General features: G+C 44.8%; 21 protein-coding genes and 1 CRISPR repeat array. Of the genes, 16 read left to right on the plus strand and 5 right to left on the minus strand.

Annotation, left to right across the window (positions count from 1 at the left end):
* Nucleotides 1–5 precede the first annotated feature (5 nt).
* Both BUC05_RS08665 and BUC05_RS08670 read right to left on the minus strand, forming a co-directional pair.
* The gene (locus BUC05_RS08665; protein ID WP_035203562.1) at nucleotides 6–1094 is read right to left on the minus strand and encodes an MDR/zinc-dependent alcohol dehydrogenase-like family protein; all 1089 of its coding nucleotides are present in this window, start codon (nucleotides 1092–1094) and stop codon (nucleotides 6–8) included.
* 30 nt (nucleotides 1095–1124) lie between these two features.
* The gene (locus tag BUC05_RS08670; protein WP_035203561.1) at nucleotides 1125–1898 is read right to left on the minus strand and encodes an SDR family NAD(P)-dependent oxidoreductase; all 774 of its coding nucleotides are present in this window, start codon (nucleotides 1896–1898) and stop codon (nucleotides 1125–1127) included.
* A 201-nt stretch (nucleotides 1899–2099) separates the two neighbouring features.
* On the opposite strand from BUC05_RS08670, the gene BUC05_RS08675 reads away from it, so the two are divergent.
* The 5 genes from BUC05_RS08675 to glpX all read left to right on the plus strand — a co-directional run bounded on the left by BUC05_RS08675 (nucleotide 2100) and on the right by glpX (nucleotide 6059).
* On the plus strand, nucleotides 2100–2888 hold the full coding sequence (locus BUC05_RS08675; RefSeq protein WP_011248450.1) for a DeoR/GlpR family DNA-binding transcription regulator: 789 nt from the start codon (nucleotides 2100–2102) through the stop codon (nucleotides 2886–2888).
* 83 nt (nucleotides 2889–2971) lie between these two features.
* Complete coding sequence (gene rpiB, locus BUC05_RS08680; protein ID WP_011248449.1) at nucleotides 2972–3433, plus strand: ribose 5-phosphate isomerase B; 462 nt, start codon at nucleotides 2972–2974, stop codon at nucleotides 3431–3433.
* A 5-nt stretch (nucleotides 3434–3438) separates the two neighbouring features.
* Nucleotides 3439–4449: a dihydroxyacetone kinase subunit DhaK gene (locus BUC05_RS08685; protein ID WP_035203559.1), complete on the plus strand. Its 1011-nt coding sequence runs from the start codon at nucleotides 3439–3441 to the stop codon at nucleotides 4447–4449.
* Between the two features lie 13 nt (nucleotides 4450–4462).
* Complete coding sequence (gene dhaL, locus BUC05_RS08690; RefSeq protein WP_035203556.1) at nucleotides 4463–5092, plus strand: dihydroxyacetone kinase subunit DhaL; 630 nt, start codon at nucleotides 4463–4465, stop codon at nucleotides 5090–5092.
* Nucleotides 5093–5102: 10 nt separating this feature from the next.
* Nucleotides 5103–6059 (plus strand): class II fructose-bisphosphatase, encoded by a 957-nt coding sequence (gene glpX / locus BUC05_RS08695; protein WP_073304582.1) that lies wholly within the window; start codon nucleotides 5103–5105, stop codon nucleotides 6057–6059.
* Between the two features lie 539 nt (nucleotides 6060–6598).
* On the opposite strand, the gene yiaA is transcribed toward glpX, so the two are convergent.
* A complete protein-coding gene (gene yiaA, locus BUC05_RS08700) occupies nucleotides 6599–7069 on the minus strand; it encodes an inner membrane protein YiaA (protein WP_035203541.1) in 471 nt (156 codons plus the stop codon).
* A 525-nt stretch (nucleotides 7070–7594) separates the two neighbouring features.
* On the opposite strand from yiaA, the gene BUC05_RS08705 reads away from it, so the two are divergent.
* The 4 genes from BUC05_RS08705 (at nucleotide 7595) to BUC05_RS08715 (ending at nucleotide 11779) form a co-directional block, all read left to right on the plus strand.
* Nucleotides 7595–7915 carry a hypothetical protein gene (locus BUC05_RS08705; RefSeq protein WP_073304584.1) on the plus strand — a complete coding sequence of 107 codons (321 nt, stop codon included), beginning with the start codon at nucleotides 7595–7597 and terminating at the stop codon, nucleotides 7913–7915.
* 380 nt (nucleotides 7916–8295) lie between these two features.
* The gene (locus tag BUC05_RS08710; protein ID WP_073304586.1) at nucleotides 8296–9855 is read left to right on the plus strand and encodes a BCCT family transporter; all 1560 of its coding nucleotides are present in this window, start codon (nucleotides 8296–8298) and stop codon (nucleotides 9853–9855) included.
* A 739-nt stretch (nucleotides 9856–10594) separates the two neighbouring features.
* Nucleotides 10595–10681, plus strand: coding sequence for a putative holin-like toxin (locus BUC05_RS22050; protein ID WP_220557514.1), 87 nt, complete (start codon nucleotides 10595–10597; stop codon nucleotides 10679–10681).
* Nucleotides 10682–11098: 417 nt separating this feature from the next.
* Nucleotides 11099–11779, plus strand: a complete 681-nt coding sequence (locus BUC05_RS08715; protein WP_073304588.1) for an aspartate/glutamate racemase family protein — start codon at nucleotides 11099–11101, stop codon at nucleotides 11777–11779.
* Between the two features lie 371 nt (nucleotides 11780–12150).
* On the opposite strand, the gene BUC05_RS08720 is transcribed toward BUC05_RS08715, so the two are convergent.
* Nucleotides 12151–12348 carry a hypothetical protein gene (locus tag BUC05_RS08720; protein WP_063609151.1) on the minus strand — a complete coding sequence of 66 codons (198 nt, stop codon included), beginning with the start codon at nucleotides 12346–12348 and terminating at the stop codon, nucleotides 12151–12153.
* A 231-nt stretch (nucleotides 12349–12579) separates the two neighbouring features.
* On the opposite strand from BUC05_RS08720, the gene BUC05_RS08725 reads away from it, so the two are divergent.
* The 7 genes from BUC05_RS08725 to BUC05_RS08755 all read left to right on the plus strand — a co-directional run bounded on the left by BUC05_RS08725 (nucleotide 12580) and on the right by BUC05_RS08755 (nucleotide 21422).
* Entirely contained in the window at nucleotides 12580–14376 is a 1797-nt protein-coding gene (locus BUC05_RS08725; protein ID WP_073304590.1) for a glycoside hydrolase family protein, read from the plus strand.
* A gap of 56 nt (nucleotides 14377–14432) precedes the next feature.
* Nucleotides 14433–15149: a response regulator transcription factor gene (locus tag BUC05_RS08730; RefSeq protein WP_063609155.1), complete on the plus strand. Its 717-nt coding sequence runs from the start codon at nucleotides 14433–14435 to the stop codon at nucleotides 15147–15149.
* 20 nt (nucleotides 15150–15169) lie between these two features.
* Nucleotides 15170–16903: a cache domain-containing sensor histidine kinase gene (locus tag BUC05_RS08735; protein ID WP_073304592.1), complete on the plus strand. Its 1734-nt coding sequence runs from the start codon at nucleotides 15170–15172 to the stop codon at nucleotides 16901–16903.
* A 90-nt stretch (nucleotides 16904–16993) separates the two neighbouring features.
* Nucleotides 16994–18259: an ABC transporter substrate-binding protein gene (locus BUC05_RS08740; protein WP_035203523.1), complete on the plus strand. Its 1266-nt coding sequence runs from the start codon at nucleotides 16994–16996 to the stop codon at nucleotides 18257–18259.
* A gap of 19 nt (nucleotides 18260–18278) precedes the next feature.
* Nucleotides 18279–19208: a carbohydrate ABC transporter permease gene (locus tag BUC05_RS08745; RefSeq protein ID WP_073304594.1), complete on the plus strand. Its 930-nt coding sequence runs from the start codon at nucleotides 18279–18281 to the stop codon at nucleotides 19206–19208.
* Entirely contained in the window at nucleotides 19198–20031 is an 834-nt protein-coding gene (locus BUC05_RS08750) for a carbohydrate ABC transporter permease (RefSeq protein ID WP_011248421.1), read from the plus strand. Before BUC05_RS08745 ends, BUC05_RS08750 begins: the two co-directional genes overlap by 11 nt.
* A 26-nt stretch (nucleotides 20032–20057) precedes the next feature.
* Complete coding sequence (locus BUC05_RS08755) at nucleotides 20058–21422, plus strand: FAD-dependent oxidoreductase (protein WP_063609159.1); 1365 nt, start codon at nucleotides 20058–20060, stop codon at nucleotides 21420–21422.
* A gap of 412 nt (nucleotides 21423–21834) precedes the next feature.
* Nucleotides 21835–22266: direct repeats of the CRISPR family, unit length 32 nt; unit sequence GTCGCACTCTTAGTGAGTGCGTGGATTGAAAT.
* A 184-nt stretch (nucleotides 22267–22450) separates the two neighbouring features.
* Here BUC05_RS08755 and BUC05_RS08760 read toward each other — a convergent pair.
* Nucleotides 22451–23776 (minus strand): 6-phospho-alpha-glucosidase, encoded by a 1326-nt coding sequence (locus tag BUC05_RS08760; RefSeq protein WP_073304596.1) that lies wholly within the window; start codon nucleotides 23774–23776, stop codon nucleotides 22451–22453.
* Nucleotides 23777–23786 lie beyond the last annotated feature (10 nt).

Below are 23786 nucleotides of genomic sequence, written 5' to 3' on the forward strand. Positions count from 1 at the left end.
TCTTCTTATGCCTGTTGCGGCTTTAAAATAATTTTGAGTGAATTTGAACCATTTTTCATAAGCTCAAACCCTTCAGCAAACCGTTCAAGAGGAAGCTCATGTGTGACAACGCCTTCTGTCGGCAAGTCGCCATTGGCAATGCCTTCAATCACTAGCGGATAACAGTATGGGCCTAAATGCGAGCCAAGGACATCCAGTTCTTTTCGGTCGCTAATAATGCTCCAATCAACTGTGACAGGGTCTTTGAAAACGCTAAATTCGACAAAACGGCCAAGTTTGCGGATCATGCTGAGCCCTTGTTCAACGGAAGCAGGGTGGCCAGTTGCTTCAATATACACATCGCAGCCATAGCCGTCTGTCATGTCTTTTACCCTTTCAACGACGTTGTCTTTGGCTGGGTTCAACACTACATCTGCGCCAAATTGTCGGGCAAGCGCTAGCCGCTCATCCTTCATATCGAGAACGACGAGCGTTTTGGCGCCAGACTTTTTGACGGCGCCAATCATGCCGAGGCCGAGAGTACCTGCTCCAGAAAGAACAACGATGTCGCCTAATTCAATCCGGGCCCGCTGGACGGCGTGCATGCTGCACGCATAAGGTTCAATTAGAATCGCTTGTTCGATCGGCAAATCTGCCGGCACTTTGTAGTTGATCGCCTCTTTTGTGAATTTCATATATTCTGCCATCGATCCGTTGACATTGTTTTGGAATCCGTATAAGTCATGTTTTTCACACATCCAGTACTGGCCGCGATTGCAAAACCGGCACTCCCAGCACGGCACAATTTGTTCGGAAATGATCCGGTCACCGATTTCAAAGTCGCCAACCCCGTCGCCTTTAGCGACCACATGGCCGATAAATTCATGGCCTGGAATCATAGGAGCTTTAATATAAGCAGGTTGTGTGTCATCGCCCCAAAAACTTGGCGCCCCGTCGAATGCTTTGATATCGCCAGCACAAATGCCTGTTGCTTCTACCTTTACAATGATTTCTTTGTCGTTTTCAATCACCGGCACGTCGACTTCTTCCAATCGATAATCTTTCGGGCCGTAAGCGACAACCGCTTTCATTTTTTTAGGAATTGAATCGTTCATCGTGTTTTCCTCCTGTATGTGCTTAATCGTTTACCATGTGGTATAGCCGCCATCCACAACGATGATGGAGCCAGTTGTAAAACTAGATGCGTCAGATGCTAAATAAACAGCTATGCCGCTTAATTCATCTGGACGACCAAGGCGTTTCATCGGAACGTGGTCTAGGATGTGTTCGAGCTCCCCGCCAGGCGCGAATAACGGCCCTGTCATTTGCGAGGCCATATAGCCAGGCGCTATCGCATTGACACGTATCCCATATTGCGCCCATTCTGAAGCGAGTGATTTGGTCAGCATACTGACCGCGCCTTTAGAGGCATTGTACGCACTCTGTGCTTCCCGATTGGCAATCATCGCAGACATGGAAGACATGTTCATAATCGAGCCTGACCCATTAGCGACCATATGTTTGCCAACCTGCTTAGATGTTAGGAATAAAGCGTTTATGTTCACATCCATTGTTCGTTTCCAATCGCTGTATGTCATGTCCAATGTATCGATTTTCTTTACAATCCCTGCGTTATTGACGAGCACATCGATTCGTGGGAATGATTCCAATACACGATCAACCATGACGCTGACTTCTTCCTCTTTGCTGACATCCGCTTGAATCGACCGTGTGTTGACCGAATAAGTAGTTGTAATTTCTTGTGCTGCCTTTGCAGCAGCTTCAGCGTCAATGTCTACAATCGCTATGTCGCAACCGAAGGCCGCTAATGACTTTGCGATTGTAAAACCAAGGCCTTGGGCACCGCCAGTTACCACTGCATGTTTCGTCGATAAATCAAATATGGTAGATACGGTCAAACGACCACCCCTTTCGTAAGCGTTTTCAAATCAGATATTGAAAATCATAACATTGTTTTCGTTTATGTCAATATTTTTGTTGAATACTTTTGTTTTATTTTATTTGTAGTCATATTGTGTTTGCGTATCCATTCGTTGGTTTAATATAGTAAGATACATGATAAGTGAAAAAGAAAAAAGGTAGGGCGTGCCATGAAAAAAATGTTTGTAGCAGAACGAAGAGATTCGATTTTGGATATATTGCGTGAAAGCAAACGAATAACAGTAAAAGAATTGTCGGAGCGCTTAAATGTCTCCGAAGCGACATTGCGTATGGATCTAAATCAATTAGAGAAACAAGGAAAGCTGGAGCGCACCCATGGCGGGGCGATTTTAATCGATGACATGCCAGCTGTGAGCGAAAAAGAGACAAGCTTTTCCTATCGAAAACAACAAAATACAAAAGAAAAAACATTACTAGCGGAAGAAGCGAGCAAAATGCTGTCCGATGGAGACTGCATTTTGCTCGATGCTAGTTCGACCGCACTTGAATTGGCAAAAGTCTTAAATAGCAAAACATTAAAACTCACGGTTGTCACAAGCGGTGTGTATACGGCGCTTGAATTGCGAGACCATCCGACGATCACAGTCATTTTGCTTGGCGGCGTATTGCGGAAAGGTTCCAGCTCGCTAGAGGGATTGCTCGGAGCGTCGATATTAGACGAAATCAATGTCGACTATTTGTTTACTTCGGCCAACGGATTTTCGAAATACGCTGGTTTAACCGATTTTAATGTGTATGAGGTGGAACTGAAAAAACGCATGGTTGAAAAAGTCAATCAAGTCGTTGCCTTAATCGACCATAGCAAAATCGGCAAAACATCAATCGCGACGTTTGCCCAGCTGGATGAAATTTCACTCGTCATTACAAACAAGGAAATCGACGCTGACTTTTCAGCTGTTTTAACCGAAGCTGGCGTAAAAGTAATCAACACAAACAACAATAAATAACAACAAACGAAAATAAATGATTGACAAAAACAATCTGTTTTGCAAAAATGGAGCTAAGGAAAGGGTGAAAGGGGTTACATCAAGTGAAAATTGCGATTGGTTCTGACCATAATGCGTTTGAACTGAAAGAAGAACTAAAGACGTACATGATAGATGAGGGCTATGATGTCGTTGATTACGGTTGCCACTCTTGTGAAGCAGTCGACTACCCAGATGTTTCCTTCCGCGTCGGCAACGACATCATGAAAGGCGAGATCGACCGTGGCATCTTAATTTGCGGGACAGGAATTGGCGTCGCGATTGCAGCAGGCAAAGTGCCAGGCATCCGTGCCGCCCTTTGCCACGATACTTATTCAGCTGAACGGGCGCAATTGAGCAACAATGCCCAAATCTTGACGATGGGCGCGAAAGTCATTGGCCCAGAAGCAGCTAAAAAAGTGTTAAACGCTTACTTAGGCGCTTCATTTGCAGGCGGCCCCTCGGCGAGGAAAATCCAACAAATCGCTGAGCAAGAGCAGGCATACCTTGAGCAGGAAAGCAGGTAAGAGAAATGAAAAAACTCGTAAACAATCCCGATGTTGTTGTGGATGAAATGATCGATGGCTATTTGAAAGCGTTTCCGCAGTTAGTGGAGAAAGTCGAGGGAAGCGGGCGCGCCCTTGTCGCCAAACAGTCCCTTCATGGAAACGGAAAAGTTGGCATCGTCATAGGCGGCGGTTCCGGCCATGAGCCAGCGTTTATGGGCTATATCGGCCGTGGCATGGCTGATGGCGTGGCCGTTGGAAATATTTTTGCTTCCCCACCGCCACAGCCAATCGTAGAGGCGACCGAAGCAGTCAATCAAGGCAATGGCGTCGTATACATTTACGGCAACTACGCAGGCGACATCATGAATTTCGGCATGGCTTCTGATTTAGCCGATATGGAGCACGACATAAAAGTAGAATCGATTATCGTCCGTGACGATGTCGCTTCTGCGCCAAAAAGGGAAAAAGAAAAGCGAAGAGGAATCGCAGGCGAATTTTTTGTCACTAAAGTGGCAGGCGCCGCTTCCGCCAGGGGCGACGACTTAAGCGAAGTCGTCCGCTTAACGAATAAAGCAAATGAATCGGTGCGCAGCATGGGAGTCGGATTGACGCCGTGTGCATTGCCGCAAACGGGCAAACCGAGTTTTGTCCTTGGTGAAAACGAAATGGAAATCGGGCTTGGCCACCACGGAGAGCCCGGTGTTGAAAAAGGACCGCTGCAACAAGCGGACGATGTGTGCGACCGTCTCATTGACGACATTTTAAACGATGGCGACCTTAAAGCTGGAGACGATGTCGCCGTGCTTGTCAACGGACTAGGTTCCACGACGCAAATGGAGCTGTTTATTATGTTCCGGAGAGTCGAACAGCGCCTGAGCGAAAAACAAATCAACATCCACCGCAGTTATGTCGGCAATTACAGCACATCAATGGAAATGGGCGGGTGCTCCGTCACGCTAATGAAAGTGGACGAAGAACTAAAAGCGCTCATCGATGCGCCCGCCGAATGCCCGCTGTATGCCCAATACGAGTAAGAGGTGACAACAAATGATCCAAGCGACGGATTTAAAGAAAGCGCTTTACTCAATGCGCGACAAAATGGCAGAAGAGCGTGATTATTTATGTGAATTAGACCGCCACCTAGGTGATGGCGACCATGGCGTCACGATGGACATTGGCTGGAAAGCAGTCGCGCAAGCGCTAGACGACCTCGATGCCGAAACCGATATTAGCGTCATTTGCAAACAAGTGGCGATGGCGTTTTTAAATGCAGTCGGTTCTTCCGTCGGCCCCCTTTATGCGACTGGTTTTTTGCAAGCAGGCAAACCGTTTAAAGGAAAAAACGCTTTAACAAGCGAAGACGTCGCCACCTTTTGGATTGCGTTTGCAGAAGGAATAGAAGCACGAGGCGGCGCAAAAATAGGCGATAAAACAATGGTCGATACCCTTGCACCAATGGCTGCTTATTTACGTGAGCGAGGAGGCGGGTTCGACGGCGAAGGAGCGCTTGCCGCCGCCAAAAAAGGGATGGAATCGACAAAAAGGCTACAAGCCAATGTTGGCCGCTCAAGCCGTTTAGGAGAACGGTCGATCGGCACGATCGATCCTGGCGCCGCTTCAGCGTTCTTGCTATTCAAAGCCTTTTGCGACTCAGTCCAGCCTCGAGAAAAAGTGTAGGTAGACGAAAATGAGAGACTTTCTATTTTCAATGGCCCACGTAACCGAACAAGCAGCCGTCGCCTCCTTTCCTTGGATCGGCACAGGCAATAAAATCGAAGCAGACCGGGCGAGCACCGAAGCGATGCGGGCAGCGCTAAACCGCATTCCCTTTCGAGGCAGAATCGCGATTGGCGAAGGCGAAATGGATGAAGCGCCCATGCTGTACATCGGTGAAGTTGTCGGAAACGGCAGCGGGCCACTGGTTGATCTCGCCGTCGACCCCCTTGACGGAACAACGCCCGCAGCCAAAGGACAAGGCGACTGCATTGCCGTACTAGCGGGAGCACCACACGGCACATTGCTTCATGCCCCAGACATGTATATGGAAAAGCTGGCGACTGGAGCCGAAGCCAAAGGGGCCGTCCATTTAGACGCGCCGATAGAAGCAAACATTCAAGCCGTAGCCCGCGCCAAAAACAAGGCAGTGAAAGACGTCACAGTCATTGTCCAAGACCGGACACGCCATCAAAAACTCGTCCAACGAGCAAGGGACACAGGCGCAAAAGTCAAATTGTTCCACGAAGTAGACGTAACGGCCGCATTAGCTACCGCATTGCCCGACCACGACATCGATTTATTCATCGGAATCGGCGGTGCACCAGAAGGCGTCGTAGCAGCCGTTGCGATAAAATGCTTAGGCGGCGATTTCCAAGGACGGCTGCTTCCAGACGGCCACCAACAACTTGCCCGCTGCCAGCAAATGGGCCTCGACAACCCCAATCAATTACTGAATCTTCATGATTTAGTCGCCTCACAACAATGTTTTTTTATTGCCACAGGGGTCACCGACGGCCTGCTCGTCGACGGCGTCAAAAAGAACAGCCAAGGCGAACTCGCCACCCACACCTTTATGGTCGACGGAGTGTCAAACGAAATCCGCACGGTGCAGACGATCCATCGTCCTGAGCAGGTATTAATGAAGTAAGGGGAGAAGCCCCACGTGTGTAGCGTGGGGTTTTTTCGTTGTTTTTACGAGAACGTTGGGATAGGTGTCACCAAACCCAGCTGCTAATTTAGCCGGGTTTTTTGTATGTGAGGAGAACTATATCCAGAAAAAAGGGGCAACAAAAGCGTGGGAGAATGTCTCTTCGCAATATCAACCATCTGTACTAGTGTATAAAGAAAGAGATCTCACTCGGTAAGAATCCAATTTCAAAGCCTGGTTTGGGTACAAGTGGGCAAAAAGGTACTTTATTCGCTAACATTTGTAAATATCATTTGATTAATAGGTAGAAGATTGGCTCTAATTAACATAAGCTTATACAGATATCCAGTTTAATTGTAATATAAATCAAAAGCATTCAGCTTGCCGTGAATCTTTTTTGATGGATAATGGCCAAAAACCTTACTAATTAATCCCTGCCTAAAAAAGTATGGCTGCTCCGTTATAACAAAAAAATGAACCCCGTCCAAGGTTCATTTTTTTATGTAGATTACATGTTCCATGTAAGGCAAACGGACTACTCAATCTCTTTCTCTTGCCCGTTGTGTGTCCCTAATATTTTTCTGAACAGTGATGGCGGCAAATAAGCTAAGGACAAAAGACATGCCATAAAATCCTTTTTCGCTCAGAACAATGCTGCCTGCATTGTATAAACCGATACCCATTAATAAAATAGCGACAATAAGTGCAACCCAACTAATCCCATAATAAATACTCGTAACAGGTATGCCTTCATCTTTATCTCTTACTGCCTTTTGCAAAGATACTGATGAATAGAGTCCGAAGATTAAAACGACAAAGTAATATCCTTTTTCGTTCAGTTCCATATTTGCGTTAAACAAGCCGATAAAATACGCACCGACACCCACTATCAACGCAGCCCAAGTAGCCCCTTTGAAGGCTCCAGTTGGTTCTCCCTCTCTTCTTTCTACTTTGATTTCGGGCTCATTTTGTTTTTCATTATCTAATAAAACCTCATGCTCATTAGACATGAATGGTTCACCTCCGTCTTTATTCATAAAATCAGCATGGCAAGTATACTGTCCTGCCTTTGCCTAGCTCTTATTATATAGAAATTGTATGCAAAAAGGCAGATTATTTTGTTAAGATGCTTCCTTTATTTGCAGAAAACTGATTCATTGTATGGAATAGGATTGTGCCAAATTAATGATTGTCCGTCTTCTCCATCGGGATTATTCATTGGCAACTGTGATGACCACACTACGAGAGATACATGTTAAAGTCCATCGCATCCGCAACAAAGCCGAGCCGATTATGTTTGCTCACAAGGTTCTTAGGCCAAAAAAAGCTAAAACAATTTTCGCTCAAGGATCTAAATGAGCAGTAAAAACGCCCTCTTCTTTTGCGCAAAAATCAATTGCTGTGTTACGTTTATTTAGAATGGCCGAGTCTTTGTTCGAATGAAAATAGTGGTATTATAAGCGAAAATGAAAATTTAAAAACAAGAAAGCAGGGATTCGAATTTTTTTTTCAAAAGGGACAAGAAGCCGACAAGATTGGAAGTAGATGCCCCGGACGGCGCGTTGGTTCTGTATCCGACTGAATTGGAAGAACTGAGAGAAAAAGAAGGCAAACATTTTTTGTTTTTTATAACGACCGATGAAGACCAAACTGGCTACATTGTGACGTCCAAGCCTGATAATGAAGGGCCAGGTTTGCTTTTTCCAATTCAGGAGGAATTTGATGTGTGTTCAGAGCTGTTTTTAGCCATCCCCCTTCCCCTAAGCCATTCAGACAGCTTTGTATATAAAGAAGCCTCCTCCTATGAAGAAATGACAGAAGCGATTGAAATAGCAAAAAATGAAAGAAAAAGGTAGCTTATGAATAATTTTATGAATGTCATGTCTTTCCTATAACGATCCATACGAACCTTTTTCTTTAGACAGCGCCGCATGAAGCGTTGTCTTTTTTTGATCAGTTCCGTTTAAAGGATGATTTCTTGTACTGAAAAAACAAGGTTTAATTTTTGTTTAACGGGAATAAATACAGTGCTTGCTGCTTTGGCAACTGGCTTGAACGTATGGTGGCGTGCAGCAATGGGGGCTAGTCTTGGCTTACAGGAAAGGAAGCAGTAGGTTCAAGGGCGAGACGGTTGTTATCCCGTGTTTTTCTGCTGTTTTCTATTGAGTCGAGTCCGAATGGAGCTTGTCCTTGATCGTAAAAAAATCGAATAGCTTTTTTAGATTGGAGAGGTTTGATGAAAAGCGGTCCGATAGGCAAAAAAAGAACGATGGAAAATAAAATTGTTTTTCCTTCTATTCTAATCATTGCGATAGTGAGTTTTTTATTTGCAATCTATACCGAAGAATCGACAACACTATTAAATACAATTTTTGATACGATTGTCGATCTCTTTGCTTGGGGCTATATGTGGTATGCCCTTTTAATGGTTGTCACTGGGATATGGTTAGCTTATTCCAAATACGGACAAGTTGTTTTAGGCGATCCCAGTGAAAAGCCAAGGTATACGTTGTTTGAGTACGCTTCGATTTTAGTGGCAATGGGCGTTGGCGCAACATTGATGCGGACAGGCATGGTCCAATGGAGTGAAGTGGCGGTCGATCCCCCATTTGGCTTACAAGCTGGATCTAGCGAAGCACTCCTAACAGGCAACGCTTACAGCATGTTTTTATGGAGTTTCCAAACGTTTGCCGTCTTTGTAATGGCAGCGCCGGCAATGGCCTACATCCTTCACGTCCGGAAGAAGCCAAAGATGCGTATTTCCGAAGCGTGCCGTGTTATTTTTGGCGATAAATTCACGGACGGTCTTGGCGGCATCGTATTAGATACGCTCTTTTTAGTCAGCATTTTAGCAGGTGCCGCCGTAACACTAGGGCTAGGCACACCGATTGTGACAGAGAACTTAGCAGAACTGTTTAATATAGAGGTCACGTTTTTGTTAACGATGATTGTCACTTTAATTTGGGTGTTTGTGTTTACTCTGAGTGCCTACGTAGGGTTAGACAAAGGAATCAAACGTTTGAGTACAATGAACATGTACCTTGCCGGGGGATTTGCTTTGTTTATCATGATTATCGGCCCAGGCATTTTTATTTTAGATTTCTTTACCGATTCCGTTCGCGTCTTGGTATCACGTTATCTAGACTTTTCCCTTTATACAAACTCCCTCCATACAGAGGGAGGAGGTTCTCATATTGAAAGCCACACAGTCTTTTGGTTTGCGTACAATGCGACATGGGCGATGCTCCACGGTGTATTTGCAGCAGTGGTCTCAAAAGGAAGAACCATTAAAGAAATGATTTTAACGTATCTATTAGCGCCGACGATGCTATCGTGGGTGGCGACAGGGATTTTAGGAGGCCTTGGCGTTGAGCGACACACAAGCGGAGACGTCTCAGTGTTAAATATTGTCCAAGAACAAGAACCCGTCACAGCAGTACCGCAAATTTTGGCGTCTATGCCGATACCAGAAATATCCATTTTGGTGTTTATCATCATTGCCACGATCTTCTTAGTCACGACATTAGACTCGACGACGTATACGATCGCGACCTATATGTCAACACAAGACATGAGCAGGCGCAGCCCTTCAAGACACCTCCGCATTTTTGTCGCCGTGGTCATTACCGTGCTGGCACTAACGCTCATGAACATAGGTGGATTGGCGCCACTTGAAGTATTATCCGGGTTAATGGGCATTCCAATCATCGCGATTCAAATACTGACGATCATCGCCGCCAAAAAAATGATGGACGAAGACAAAGCATGGATTAATAACGTTAGAAAAGAGAAATAGGACGGGGCGAAGTTAAGCTTGCCGGCTACTTTTGCTGGCAGGCTTAAGCTTTGTATTTTTGGGGAAACGCGAATTTATGAATGGAAGTTAGATTTGCGGAATTGGCGATTGCTTGTAAAGAAAGGCATCGATTTTTAATCTATAAAAATTAAAGGCGAAAACATGATATAATTTTTTGTAGACTAACACAAATATAGCAAATAGCCGATTTTATAGTGCGAACCCCAAGCACACATAAAATCCCTAGATCACCCGCACCAAAAAAGAGCTTAAATATGAGAAAATGTGTGTAAAAGTGGTGAAATGTTGTTAGTTTCCCATGATATGATAAAGGAGAAGAGCGGCTTTTCTCTATTATTTGTGTTTTAAATTCCAAAAAATAGGGAGATTTGGCTGTCGCACTCTTTGTGAGTGCGTGGATTGAAATGTATTTTCAATTCGATACAAAAAAAGCCTCGGCACGAAAATGCCGAGGCTACAGTTTTTAGAATGGTATATCACTTTTGCCTATTGATTTAAAAAAAGGTACATTAACTTCGCCCGCAGTTTTAGCAAAATTTGGCGAGGATAAAATGGCAACGATGGCTGACAGTTCATCCTACTATTTGCTCGAACGGGCCAACGCCCGTTTCTGAAAGATAGTGTTAACAACAAGGGAACATGCTATAATTGAAGCACAATAGCATAACGGTTTACTCAAGGGTGGTCGGCACACTCCCATGAAAGGGGGTGTTGCTGTATGACAGTATTTGAAGGAATTTCCCTTATGTTGACGTTCGGGCTACTGATCGTTGCATTGCTGTCGTTTCACAACCACAAAAAATAATCCACCCTTGAGTTAGCGGCTCAGGTGGATTATTCGTCCAATCGGCCGATCCCCCTTGCAGGGAACCGTGCTATTGTTTGACTGAAGGTGTACCAGCACCTTCAGTCTTTTTACTTTACTCATTTCTTATGATCAGTATACCCTTTTTCTTAGGAAAAGAAAACCCCAATATAAGACGTGACGGTTTCCTGAGATGAAACGGATAAAGTGAAAAAATGTTGAAATATTGTTCGTGTTCCATGATATGATGAGGGAAAGAGTGACTTTTCCCTATTTTTATCGGAAGTACACGAAGTCGCACTCCTTGTGGTTGCGTGGATTGAATTGCATTCGAGTGCGTAGATAGATTGCCCATAATCCTACCCTAGAGTAAAATGTACAATAGATTAATAGCAACATATTAATTAGGAGGAAACGATGATTGGAATATTAGCAGGAATGGGACCGAAATCGACTGGCCCATTTGTAGATAAGACTGTAGATCAATGCCAAAAAATATATGGTGCAGTTAATGACATCGATTTTCCACACATGATGATTTATTCATGCCCGACGCCTTTCTATATTGATAAGCCGCTTAATCATAAGGATATGGAAATGGCTATAATTAATGGGGCTAAGAGGCTCGAGAAAACAGGTGTTGATTTTATAGCAATCCCATGTAATACGGCGCATGTCTATTTTGACCAGGTGAAAAATTCACTTTCTATTCCTTTGTTAAACATGGTCGAGGAAACAATAAAGAGAGTACCGGAACATTCAAAGAAGGTGGCTCTTTTAGCTACCACCCCTACCGTTCAATCTGGTATATTCCAAGAGGCCTTAGCCAAAGAGGGGTATGAATTTTTGCATCAAGATGATTGGCAAACGTGTATCAATCAAATCATTGAAAAAATTAAACAAGGTCAGATCAGTGAGTCTCTCGAATTATGGGATGAACTCTATTTACAATTAGCTGATACGATTGATACGGCTATTATTGCATGTACAGATTTAAACGTTGTTACAGATAAAAGTTCAGGCGATATTTCTCTTGTGGATTCATCAACATGTCTCGCGGAAGAGATTGTACACAAATATTTATCATTAAAAAACTGATTTTACTCTTTTCGAAATAAAGAAGCTCGTGCTTGTTCTTCCTGCATACTAAATCACGCGATTAGGATAGTATGAGGGAGGTCAAAAACTCCCTGTGAAATGAGGATTGAATAGCTTTTTCTCGATGTCTGTCGGGAGAAGGCTTTTTAATGTGGCACTGAAGGCGTACGAGGTCATCAAATTGTATGATGGTTGGGCATTACCGACCTTTAGAATCGGCATGCGCTAAGCGGTAAAGGCACACGTATGATAATACAGTCGCAGAAGCGTCTTTAAAGTGATTAAAATCAAGTTTGTGCCGGAAAAGGTTTTTCCTAACCAACACGACCTCTAGCTTGCTTTATATTTGCGTTGACATCGCATAGTAAGTATTACTCATTTCTCTTTTTTCGAAAACCTCTCCAAAATACGACCCAAGCAAAAATAGCTGCTAAAAATATTAGCAATGTCCAGTTAAACTTCCCGACATATAAATTATGACCCACTGAAAAGATAAGCAGTAAACCGACTAGAATGACAAAACCGTTCAACAATTGCATTTCAATAGAGTTCTTTGATTTAGCGCTCATAACTCAATCCTCCTATATTATGACAATTTCACTTTCATCTAGGACTACCATCATCTAATTTTTCTTATTTCCGTTTAATTGTTTTTTAAACGGATCAAGTTATAGCAACTCCAAGGGACAACCCAAGTAGGGATAACCCCTTAAAAAAACACCACCAGATCTTAATGCAACAGGAATATCTACAGCTTTGCTTGACGCTATAATGAGTAGACATATGAGAGGAGGAGTTAAATGAAATCTCCATTGAAAGCGCTTACTGTTTCGGTGATTTTATTGTTGGCTGGTCTGGTTTTGGGCGATGATCGTATGGAGGCTCATGAGTTGCCGTTGTTTCATTTTGAAAAAACGCTGATTGAGCCGAGTGAGATGCGGTATAATCCAACGGGGGAAGTTGATTTTCCGACGGTTATTCGGGCGGCTGATTATTTTGAGAATCCTCTTGGAACGTATTACATGTATTATGGTCCCCACGATGCTCCAGGGGGGATTGCGCTTGCGTATGCGGATTCGGTAACTGGGCCTTGGACGGAATACGCTTCGAACCCGGTGATCTCAAGAAACTGGCAGCCCCACTACAATGTTTCACATGTGGCCTCTGCTCATCCGATTTGGAATGAGGAGGAGGGCAAGTTGTTTTTGTATTTTCATGGGGAAAACTCAGTGACTCGTCTTGCTTCTTCTGAAGATGGCATTCATTTTGATTATGAACAGGTCGTGATTGACACGTCTGATTTTACAGGGATTAGCGAGGCTTCTTATGCGCGTGTATTCGAGCATGAGCTTGATGGAAAGGACAATCGCTATGTGATGCTGTTGATGGGGAACCATAATGGGACGCGGCGGATTTATTTAGCTTGGTCAGCTGATGGGCGGGAGTGGGAGGCGCAACAAGAACCGCTCATTTCCCCGCAGCCTGGGCAAGGAGGGAATTTGTCAGGAGCTTACTACTTTCCTTACAATGGCCATCATTATGTTACGGTGCATGGGGGATCAGGAAATCAGTATGTGGTAGATGTTGGCGAGAATTTTGACCAGGAAATTCATTTAGGGCCTTATTATCAGCCGTCAGCTGTTGCTCCTGAAAACGGACGTGCGGCGTCGCGCTCCTATATTTATTCGGAAGATGAGCTATACATGGTGTATGAAGCTGGGCAACGTGGATCCACGAAAATTGCCCTTGCTCGGGCGATTCTTGGTGATGAACGAGTGGAAATGGCGACAGCCTCTTTGCGATTGCCAAGTCGGGTTGTTTCAACCAATAGCGAAATTGATTTTGATGTTCTTGCTCGTCGATACGATGGAACAACGATTGCGGAAAATGAGCTATCGTTTTCCCTGTTTTCAAGTGATTCGTCTGTTGTAAGGGTGGACGGTCAGCGCCTTTATTCTGGTGGAGAAGGAATCGCAGAAGTACGAGCAGAAGTGTCTTATCAAGGAAAAGTTATCACGACTGAAGCGATTTCGATAGAGGTGCGCGACGGGGAGGTGTGGAATGTCATTGATGAACGCTTTGACGATTACACAAGGCGGTGGCAGATTGCCAAAGGGAGCGCTGCGCAAGGAACGATTGAGCAAGGTGCTGGGTTCGTTGACATTATTGAAAACCGCAGAAGTGGAGGCGCTTACCATTACTTGACGTATGAGGGGTTTTACTTGCCAAATTCGTTTTATACATTAGAGGCGGAGCTGTCGGTCTTTGCGCCGAGCCAGGGCAATGAAATTAGCATTAGAGAAGGCAACCGACAGAAGTCTCTATTTATCACATATGACGGTAACCAAGGGTTTATTCAAGATCGGCTTTTCCAACCTACCGTCGCGGTTGAGATTGACCCAACGGAGCGAGCGCGTTATAAATTGGTGTCCACAGGACAAACCACGTACGACGTTTATCGAAATGATGAATTTTTGTTTCGTTCGACATCGGTTTCCCAAGCTGGGCAAAATTTAGTGAAGGTGGGAGCTGACTCACAAGGAAGTGCGGCCTTGAGAGTGGATGCACTGCGGATTCAGACGAATACAGCGCCATAAAGACTGGAGGGACCTTCTGTTAAATGAAGGTTCTTTTCTTTAAAGGGGGAGCAGAAATGTACAAAGTAGTCATTGCGGAAGACGAAAAAATGATTCGAAAAGGGCTGGTGACGATTGTCGATCAGCTTGTCACTGATTTTACTGTTATTGGCGAAGCCGATAACGGCGAGCGGGCGCTGGAGTTGCTTGCTCATGATTGTCCTGATGTTTTATTAACGGATATTCGGATGCCAAAGCGTGATGGGTTATCGCTTATTCGAGAAGCGCGAAGTTACTATCCCCATGTAAAAATAGTGATTGTTAGCGGGCATGAAGAGTTCGCGTATGCTCAACAGGCCATCCAACATGGGGTGAGTCGTTATTTATTGAAGCCCATTGACCGGACGGAAGTGGTGCTTGCTTTTGATGAGATAAAAAGAGGTCTCGTTGAGCCAGAACAAGCGTATCACGAACACCATTTAATTCAACAAGTGGATTCGTATATTAAAACGCATATTGATCAAGATATTACCCTTCAGGCTGTAGCGAAGCTCGTTCATTTGCATCCTACTTATTTCAGTCAATGGTTTAAAAATGAAACTGGTCAAAATTTTTCAACCTATGTTACGCAAAAACGATTGGAACGGGCTGAAACGTTGCTCCATCAAACGAACCTCCGTGTGTATGAGGTTGCGAGAATGTCGGGCTATCAAAGTGAAAAGCACTTTATGAAACTATTTAAAAAAGAGAAACGCTGTACACCTACCCAGTTTAGGCAAAGAGCCTTATTGTAGCGGAGTGGAGGGGACTTAAGGTGTCGTTACGGCCAAAGATTATTTTGCTGTTTTTATCGATTGTTTTAGTACCGTTAAACCTTTTAGGGATGATCACATATGCGTACTTTTCAAAAACGCTTGAAGACCAAACGTACCATTATACGGTTCAAGTGATCGGTCAAGTGAACCAAAACGTGAATGCCTATATTGATGAGATGCACCGTTTGTCACTGTTGCCGTTATATGACAGAGATATTTTAGCGATTCTTAAAAACCGGTCCGATGTCCATCATTCCTATTATCCCCAGACTGAAGAGTTCGAACGAATGAGCTCGTTTTTATCGACGCTCTCTTATAATCGGCAAGAGCTTTCTGGTATTCATATCATTACGCGAGACGGAAGTTTGTTTAGTGACCTTGGCTCACCTCGAACGGTGCATCGTTTAGCCGAAGGGACGTCTGATTGGCAAGAGGCGATTGAAGCAGGGAATGGCGCGTCTCTGTTATTGCCAACGCACTCTCCGTCCTATGTGCTAGGAGCAGAAAAGTCTGTTTTTTCTGTTGGGCGTTTGCTTCGCGATCCTGATGGCTTTCGTCCCCTTGGCATGATTAAAGTCGACATTGAATTAAGCTTCATTGAATCCCTTCTAGAGGATGTTGATTTATCGGAAGATGCATCGATTACGATGATTGATAGAAATGGGGAACCGATTTACGAAACAGGGAAAGCGATTTACCCCCTCTTAAAAGCGAAAGGAGAGGACGTTTGGCAGCTGGCTGAGCGTGAGAGTATCGCGGTAGATGGAGTGGATTACTTGCCTGTTATTCGAAATGATTCGAGTGGAGACGTGCAAACGATTGTCTTCTTGCCTGAGCATCATATTGTCGGGGCGTCACAATCGTTGCGCTTGTTTACAATCGGGCTGATGCTGGCTGTCTCTGCAGTGGTGATTATGCTTGCCCTTGTAGCTGAACGTTCCTTAACAAAGCCGATTTTTGAGCTTCGCCAAGTCATGGCGCTAGCAGAAAAAGGCCAGTTTCATCATCGAATGAATCGAAGCTCAAAGGATGAGCTGGGGCAATTGGCAATTGGGTTTAACCATATGATGAAGCAAATTAATGAATTAATTGCGAAAGTATACCAAACGGAGATTAGAGAAAAAGACGCGGAAATCAAAGCACTCCAAACGCAAATGAACCCGCACTTTATTTACAATACATTGGAACATATTAATATGATGGCGATTACAAAACAAGCGTACGAGCTTTCCGATATGGTCGCCTCACTCGGGCGTCTGATCCGCTACAGCATTGATCAAAAAACACGCTTTGTCCCGCTCAGAGAAGAGTTGGCTTTCGTTGAGTCGTATATCACAATCCAACAGAAACGATTAGAAGGGAAAGTGACTTTTTCGATCGCTGTTCCAGAAGCGATGCGCTCCCTTTCCATTCCAAAACTAATTTTGCAACCATTAATTGAAAATGCAATTGAACACGGGCATCAGCATGGGGAATGGTCCGGGGAAATTTCCATAAAAGGCTGGCAAGATGACGCCTATTCGTACATTGAAGTTCGGGACAGTGGCCAAGGGATGAAGCAAGAAACAATTGAACGAATGAAAGAAGAACCTCAACGTGGTGCAGGGAATCAAGTTGCCCTTGGAAATATATCAGAACGACTTCTCTTGCTTTTAGGGGAACAGGCACGGCTCATGGTTGACAGTGAACTGGGACGAGGGACAAAGGTGACCGTCCGATTACCGAAAACCTGAGAAAAGGATACCAAATCGAAAACGAACACCCTCTTAAACTGTAAGCGCTTTATTTAAACTGAAGGTAGAACAAAAAGGGGGGAATTTAAAGTGAAGAGATGGAGCATAAGTGCGGGCCTGTTGCTCGTTGTGGCAGGGTGTTCATCGTCTGGTGGATCAACAGATGCAAATGGAGACGAACAAATTGAGTTGACGTTCTCAACTTGGGGCAACGAAAACCACATTGCCGTTTATGAAGAATTATTAGAAGCGTATTACGTCGATCATCCAAATGTACATGTAACGATCCAGACGACGCCTTTTCCTGACTATCAGCAAAACATGACCGTGCTTGCAGCGGGGCAAGAGCTGCCGGATATCGGATGGGCGGCTGAGCGAATGGTGCCTCAATTTATTGAAAACAACATACTCGCTGATTTATCTGCACTTCGTGAAGATGAGTCGTTTCACTTTGAGGACATTTTGCCAGGGACAATTACGCAATATGAAGTGGGAGACGCCCTTTACGGCGTGCCGTTCTCAAGCCCGCCACATATTATTTTCTACAATAAAACCTTATTTGAAAAAAATGGACTAGAAACGCCACAAGAATTGGAAAGCCGAGGCGAGTGGACGTGGGAAGCTTTTGAAGAAGCCGCAGCTGTAATCGCTGAGGAGGAAGGCGTCTATGGGGCGAATTTCTTTAGAGCTTGGGAAACATGGGAAAATCTTTTAGCACATACGCGAGCTGAAGGGGGAGACCTCTTTAACGAAGACACGACTGAGTTTACTTGGAATAGCGATGCCGGAATCTCGACGTTAGAAATGCTTGAACGGATGATGTTTGAGGACCGCTCACATCCTCGTGCAGGTGACCAAGTCGCATTTGAAGCTGGGAACGTCGGTATGTTTTTTGATGTCTACAGCTATGTTTCAACCGCTCGGGGGATCGAAGATTTTGAATGGGATATCGCTCCTGTTCCTCTTGGCTCACAAGGAAGATCGCCTATTCTCGGCCAAGCAGGCTATGTCATGTTTGAAGGGACGGAGCATCCTGAAGAAGCACTCGATCTGATTCGCTACTTTGCGAGCGAAACAGGGATGGAAGCGACCTCGACGTACTTCGCGCCACCACGGGCATCAGTACTTGAATCAGATGCTTTTATTGAACAACCAGGCAATCCGCCGAGAGCGAGCATGGAGTCAACGATTTTAAACTTAAGCGAAGAATCACGTGTGTTACCGATTCATCCAGAATGGCAAAACATCGACAACCACATCCTCCAAGGCTTTGATCATTTATTCGGCCAAACGGCAGAACCAGCTGACATTCTTGAGCAAATGGAAGCAAGCATCAATCCATTGGTGCAAGAATGAGCGGCGGGGTGGATAAGACATGAATGCAGATGTTCAGGCAGAATGGAGACAAAAAAAGAAAAGGCCTCGAAAACCGATGTTTAAACGGGATGAGCTAGCAGGTTGGCTTTTTATAAGCCCGATGTTACTCGGATTTACGATCTTTATGTTTATTCCCATTGGCTTCGCTTTCTATATGAGCTTCACCGACTGGCCCTTACTCGGCCAGTCGGAATTTATCGGAACGGCCAATTATCAAGCGATCGTGCAAGACCCTGAATTTCAACAAGTGATGAAAAATACAGTTCTGTTTACCGCAGGCTTAGTACCATTCAATATTATTCTCGCCCTAGGGCTAGCCTTGCTTTTACGACATCCATTACCAGGAATGGGCCTATTCCGCACGATTGTTTTTGTGCCAGTGGTCACAACGCTTGTCGTCTGGGCGATTGTCTGGCGCTATATGTTTGCGACTGACTTTGGTTTCATTAACTCGATTCTTGCTTGGTTTGGCATTGAACCACAAGCCTGGTTGTATAACAAAAATTTAGCGATGCCCGTTGTGATTTTAACTAGTGTCTTGAAAAACGTCGGGCTAAACATGGTGCTGTTTTTAGCCGCCTTGCAAATGGTGCCGAAAAACTTATACGAAGCGGCGCGAATCGATGGTGCTGGAAGCTGGCGTCAATTTAAAAACATTACGCTCCCAATCATTTCGCCTACCGTCTTTTTGGCGACGATTATTACGATTATTGGAGCGATGAAGATCTTTGCGCAAATCTTTGTGATGACAAAAGGTGGCCCAGAGAGCAGCACAAAAGTGATTGTCTATTATATTTGGGAAAAAGCATTTCGGTTATTTGATATGGGTTACGCTTCTGCGGCAGCGTTTATTTTATTCTTTGTCATTTTTGCATTCACTTTGATTCAATGGTGGCTTCGAAAAAGGTGGGTCTACAATGAAGATTAACTCCGTTTCTACAGTCGTTCGTTATGGTTTATTAACGATCATTTCAGCGATTATGCTGTTGCCATTTATTTGGATGGTCACGACGTCTTTAAAAGACCCTAACCAAATTTTCGCGTTGCCGCCAACCTTTATCCCAAACCCCATTCAGTGGGATAGCTATCTCAATGTTCTTAGTAGCACCCACTTTCTTAGGCAAATGTTTAACAGTATTTACATTGGGGCCACGGTGACAATCGGAACGGTATTGCTCGCGTCGCTAGCGGGGTACGCCTTCGCCCGGATTCCATTTAAAGGGCGAAATGTCGTTTTTCTCGCTTTCCTAAGTGTGATGATGATTCCTGGCGAAGTAACGATCATCCCGCTCTTTCTTTTTATGCGGGAACTCGGCTGGATTGATACTCATTTGCCTTTAATGATCATCCCGATCTTTGGCGCAGGCGGAGCGTTTGGCATCTTTGTAATGAGGCAGTTTTTTAAGCAAGTCCCAGCAGAACTTGAAGATGCCGCCCGAATCGACGGCTGCTCCCGTTTCCGCATCTTTGTGCAAATAATGTTGCCGCTATCAAAGCCAGCGCTTGCGACGGTGACGATCTTTACCTTTTTAACGAATTGGAATGAGTTTCTCGAACCTTTAATTTTCATCAATTCAAGAGAATTAATGACGTTGCCGCTAGCTCTGTCTCTCTTTACCGACGAGGCTGGAACCGATTGGAGTTCATTGATGAGCGCGTCTGTCCTAGCAACATTGCCTGTTCTAACAGTCTTCTTCTTTGCGCAGAAGCAGTTTATTGAGAGCCTAGCAATGTCTGGATCAAAGGAATAAAACGTATAAGTTGGAGGAATAAACAGATGAGACAAGTAACGGAAATAGAAAAACAAGTACGTGTACGCGCGGAAGCCGATGTGGTCGTTTGTGGAGGGGGACCAGCAGGGATTGGCGCTGCCTTAAGCGCCGCCCGAAACGGTGCCAAAACGATTCTCCTCGAATCACACGGCTTTCTCGGAGGGATGGGGACAGCTGGAATGGTGACTTCTTTTGCCTACGGTTATCATGATAAGGAGCGCTTTATTACTGGGGGCATCTTTCAAGAGATTCGCCAAAAGCTCCATGACAGAGGCGGGCTGATCATGACCGATCGCAAAGGCTGGGAGCCGTTTAATGCCGAACAATACAAGATTCTCGCGTTTGAATTATTGGCAGAAGCAGGTGTCGAGCTCCTTTGCCACACAACCGTTGTCGATACGATCACAAAAGCAGGCACGATTGAAGCGATCATTATTGAAAGCAAAGCAGGCAGAGAAGCTTTGCTTGCGACGCACGTCATTGATGCGACGGGAGATGGAGATGTCGCCGAACGAGCCGGGGCGATCTGCAAAATCGGCAGAGACAAAGACGGAGGCACGCAGCCTTCCTCACTTATGTATGTGCTTGGCAACGTCGATACAGCAGCACTTGGCGAAAAGCTCGACCAAGAAGGGCGGCGTGGCTACTGGAAAACAGAAGACGGATATAGGTACGTAAACGCAACCGGCTTCGCAGACGAAATCGAACAGGCGAAGCGCGACGGTTTCTTAACAAAAGTGAACCGAGACCATATCGCTGCGATCTTCACAGTCCCGTGGGTGGACAATGTCGTAGGCATTAACTTTGGACGCATTCAAGGCAAAAACGCCCTCGACCCACAAGACTTAACGGATGCGGAAGTGATCGGGCGAGAACAAGTGCTAGATGGCATCGCTTTTCTGAAAGAATACGTGCCAGGGTTCAAGCGAGCAGAGCTCCTTCAAACAGCCCCACAAGTCGGAATTCGGGAAACAAGACGGATCATCGGCGACTACGTCATCACACAAGAAGATATTGTCGAATTAAAGCAATTCGACGACTGCATTGCCCAATCCTGTTACATGATTGACATTCACTCGCCAGACTCGTCAACGACGGAAATTTACAAACTGCCAAAAGGCACCCATTACGACATCCCGTACCGCGCCCTCCTGCCACAAGGGCTAAACAACTTGCTCGTCGCCGGCCGCTGCATCTCAGCAACGCACGAAGCATTAGGCTCCTTCCGCGTCCAAGCCATTTGCCTCGCAATCGGAGAAGCCGCCGGAGCTGCCGCTGCCATCGCCACAAAAGAAAAGTGCCTCCCACGAGAAATTGATGTGAAGCACTTGCAAGACACGTTGGTGGATCAAGGGGCGATATTGAGCTGACATTTTCGAATAAAAGGATTTGCAATGGTGCTTGAAGATGGACTACCTATAAAAATGAGACGAAAAAGAAACTCCAAACATTGGGTTATGGAGTTTCTTTTTTTAGGTGTTCGTGGTATTAAAATGGGGTGGGATTAGAAGGATAGGTGGGAGCAACGGTTTAATTGGGTCAACCTAAAGAAGTTTGCCATTGAACATTAACGCCGTCGAAGACAAAAGCTTAAATCAGACGGTGCGAACCCCAAGCGCACATAAAATTACTAGATCACCCGCACCAAAATAGAGCGCGAATATGAGCTTATGTGTATAAAGATGTGAAAATATGGTTCATGTTCCTTGATATAATGAAGGGAAAGCGCGACTTTCCTATATTATCTGTGGTTTTATTTCCAGCAAATAGGGGAATTTCGCTGTCGCACTCTTAGTGAGTGCGTGGATTGAAATAATCAAAGAATAGTTTGATTGAAACTTTTCGATTTGGTCGCACTCTTAGTGAGTGCGTGGATTGAAATGGAATGGCCGCTACAGGCACATTGTTGAGGAAATCGTCGCACTCTTAGTGAGTGCGTGGATTGAAATTAGTGGTAATTTCGCCCAAAAGAAAAAGGCATATGGTCGCACTCTTAGTGAGTGCGTGGATTGAAATATAATGGCCGCGACACGCACATTGTTGAGGAAATCGTCGCACTCTTAGTGAGTGCGTGGATTGAAATTAGTGGTAATTTCGCCCAAAAGAAAAAGGCATATGGTCGCACTCTTAGTGAGTGCGTGGATTGAAATCTCTCTGACATATTTGTTTGCAAATTGCCGGCGTCGCACTCTATGAGAGTGCGTGGATTGAAATTTGCTTCCGGCGAACGGAATGTGGCTTTCTGCTCGGCGCACTTTTTATAACTGCGCCAATTAACATCCACATGAATCGACGTTCGCTTGCGATAACGACTAGTCATGCAAAAAGCAAGTCCGAAAAACCAAATAAGCAATATAGGCGCACCGACGCCCATATTGCTTATTTTCGTTTTTATTGTCTATTTCAACGCTGGCCAAAATGCTTTATTCGCTTCGATTAAGTCGTCTAGTATATCTTTTGCTACTTTTGCACTTGGCACGGTTTTCGATAATGTGATGGCTTGCCATAGTTTTTGGTAGGAACCTTCTTCAAACGCTTCTACTACTAATTTTTCGACGCCAACTTGTTGCTCCATGAGACTCTTTTGGAATCTAGGGATTTCTCCGACAACTAGTTTTTCTGGGCCGTTGCTGCCGACGAGGCACGGGATTTCTACCATTGCTGTTGGGTCAAAGTTCGGGATGGCGCCATTGTTTTCGACAATCATTAACATCCGTTCTTTTGTGTTAAAGGCGATGGCTTTTGCTAAATCAACGATGTAGGAAGCGTGCTCGTCAATGACTAGCTTTGTTTCTTTTGCCGTGCCTTTGTCGATAATAGCTTGACATTCACCGAAAACAAATTTTTCGCGACCCTCCATGACTTCGTTGGCCCGTGTGTATTCTTTATTTGAATGCGCCACTTCGTAGTCTGGGTATAAGTAATATTTTAGATATGTGTTTGGCACCGTTTTTGGATCGAGTGCTTGTACCTCTCTTGCTTTTTTTAGTGTGCTATTCCAGCTTTCTTGCTGTTCGAGTTCGGATGTTCCGTCTGTCGCATAACCATGTTGGCTCACATGTTTTATCACGTCAGGCATTAAGCTGTTTCCTTTTTTATCTCGAATATCTGTCCACCAGCCAAAGTGATTCAAGCCATAATAGTCGGCTTCCATTTCTTTGCGTGAGGCGAATCCTAAGTTTTTGGCGATTAGTTCTTCAATGCCAATTGGCATATCACAAATGTTCAACACTTTAGAATGGGGTCTTAGTTTACGTGTTGCTTCTGCGACAATTGCTGCTGGGTTTGAGTAGTTCAGCATCCAGGCTTCGGGTGAATATTTTTCCATATAATCGATTAGTTCCAATACGCCTGGAATCGAACGCATCCCATAAGCGATTCCGCCAGGTCCACATGTTTCCTGTCCGACAACACCATGTTTCAATGGAATTTTCTCATCTAGCTCACGCATGGCGTATTTGCCAACACGGATATGGGCCATGACAAAATCGATATTTGTAAATGCTTCTTCTGGATTTGTGCTTGCTAGTAAACGTACTTCTGGAGCACGTTCTTTTAATAAAATCGCGCACGCATCGGCAATCGTTTTTTGCCTATCGCCATCATTGTCGTAAAGTTTAATCGTATCAATCGGAAACTCATCTAAGTAGTCGAGCAGCATCAAAATGATCCCTGGTGTAAATGTACTTCCGCCTCCAGCGATGGTAATGTTAAATGTTTTCATAGTAAATCTC

This window comes from Shouchella rhizosphaerae (assembly GCF_900142675.1).
Lineage (GTDB): Bacteria > Bacillota > Bacilli > Bacillales > Bacillaceae_D > Shouchella > Shouchella rhizosphaerae.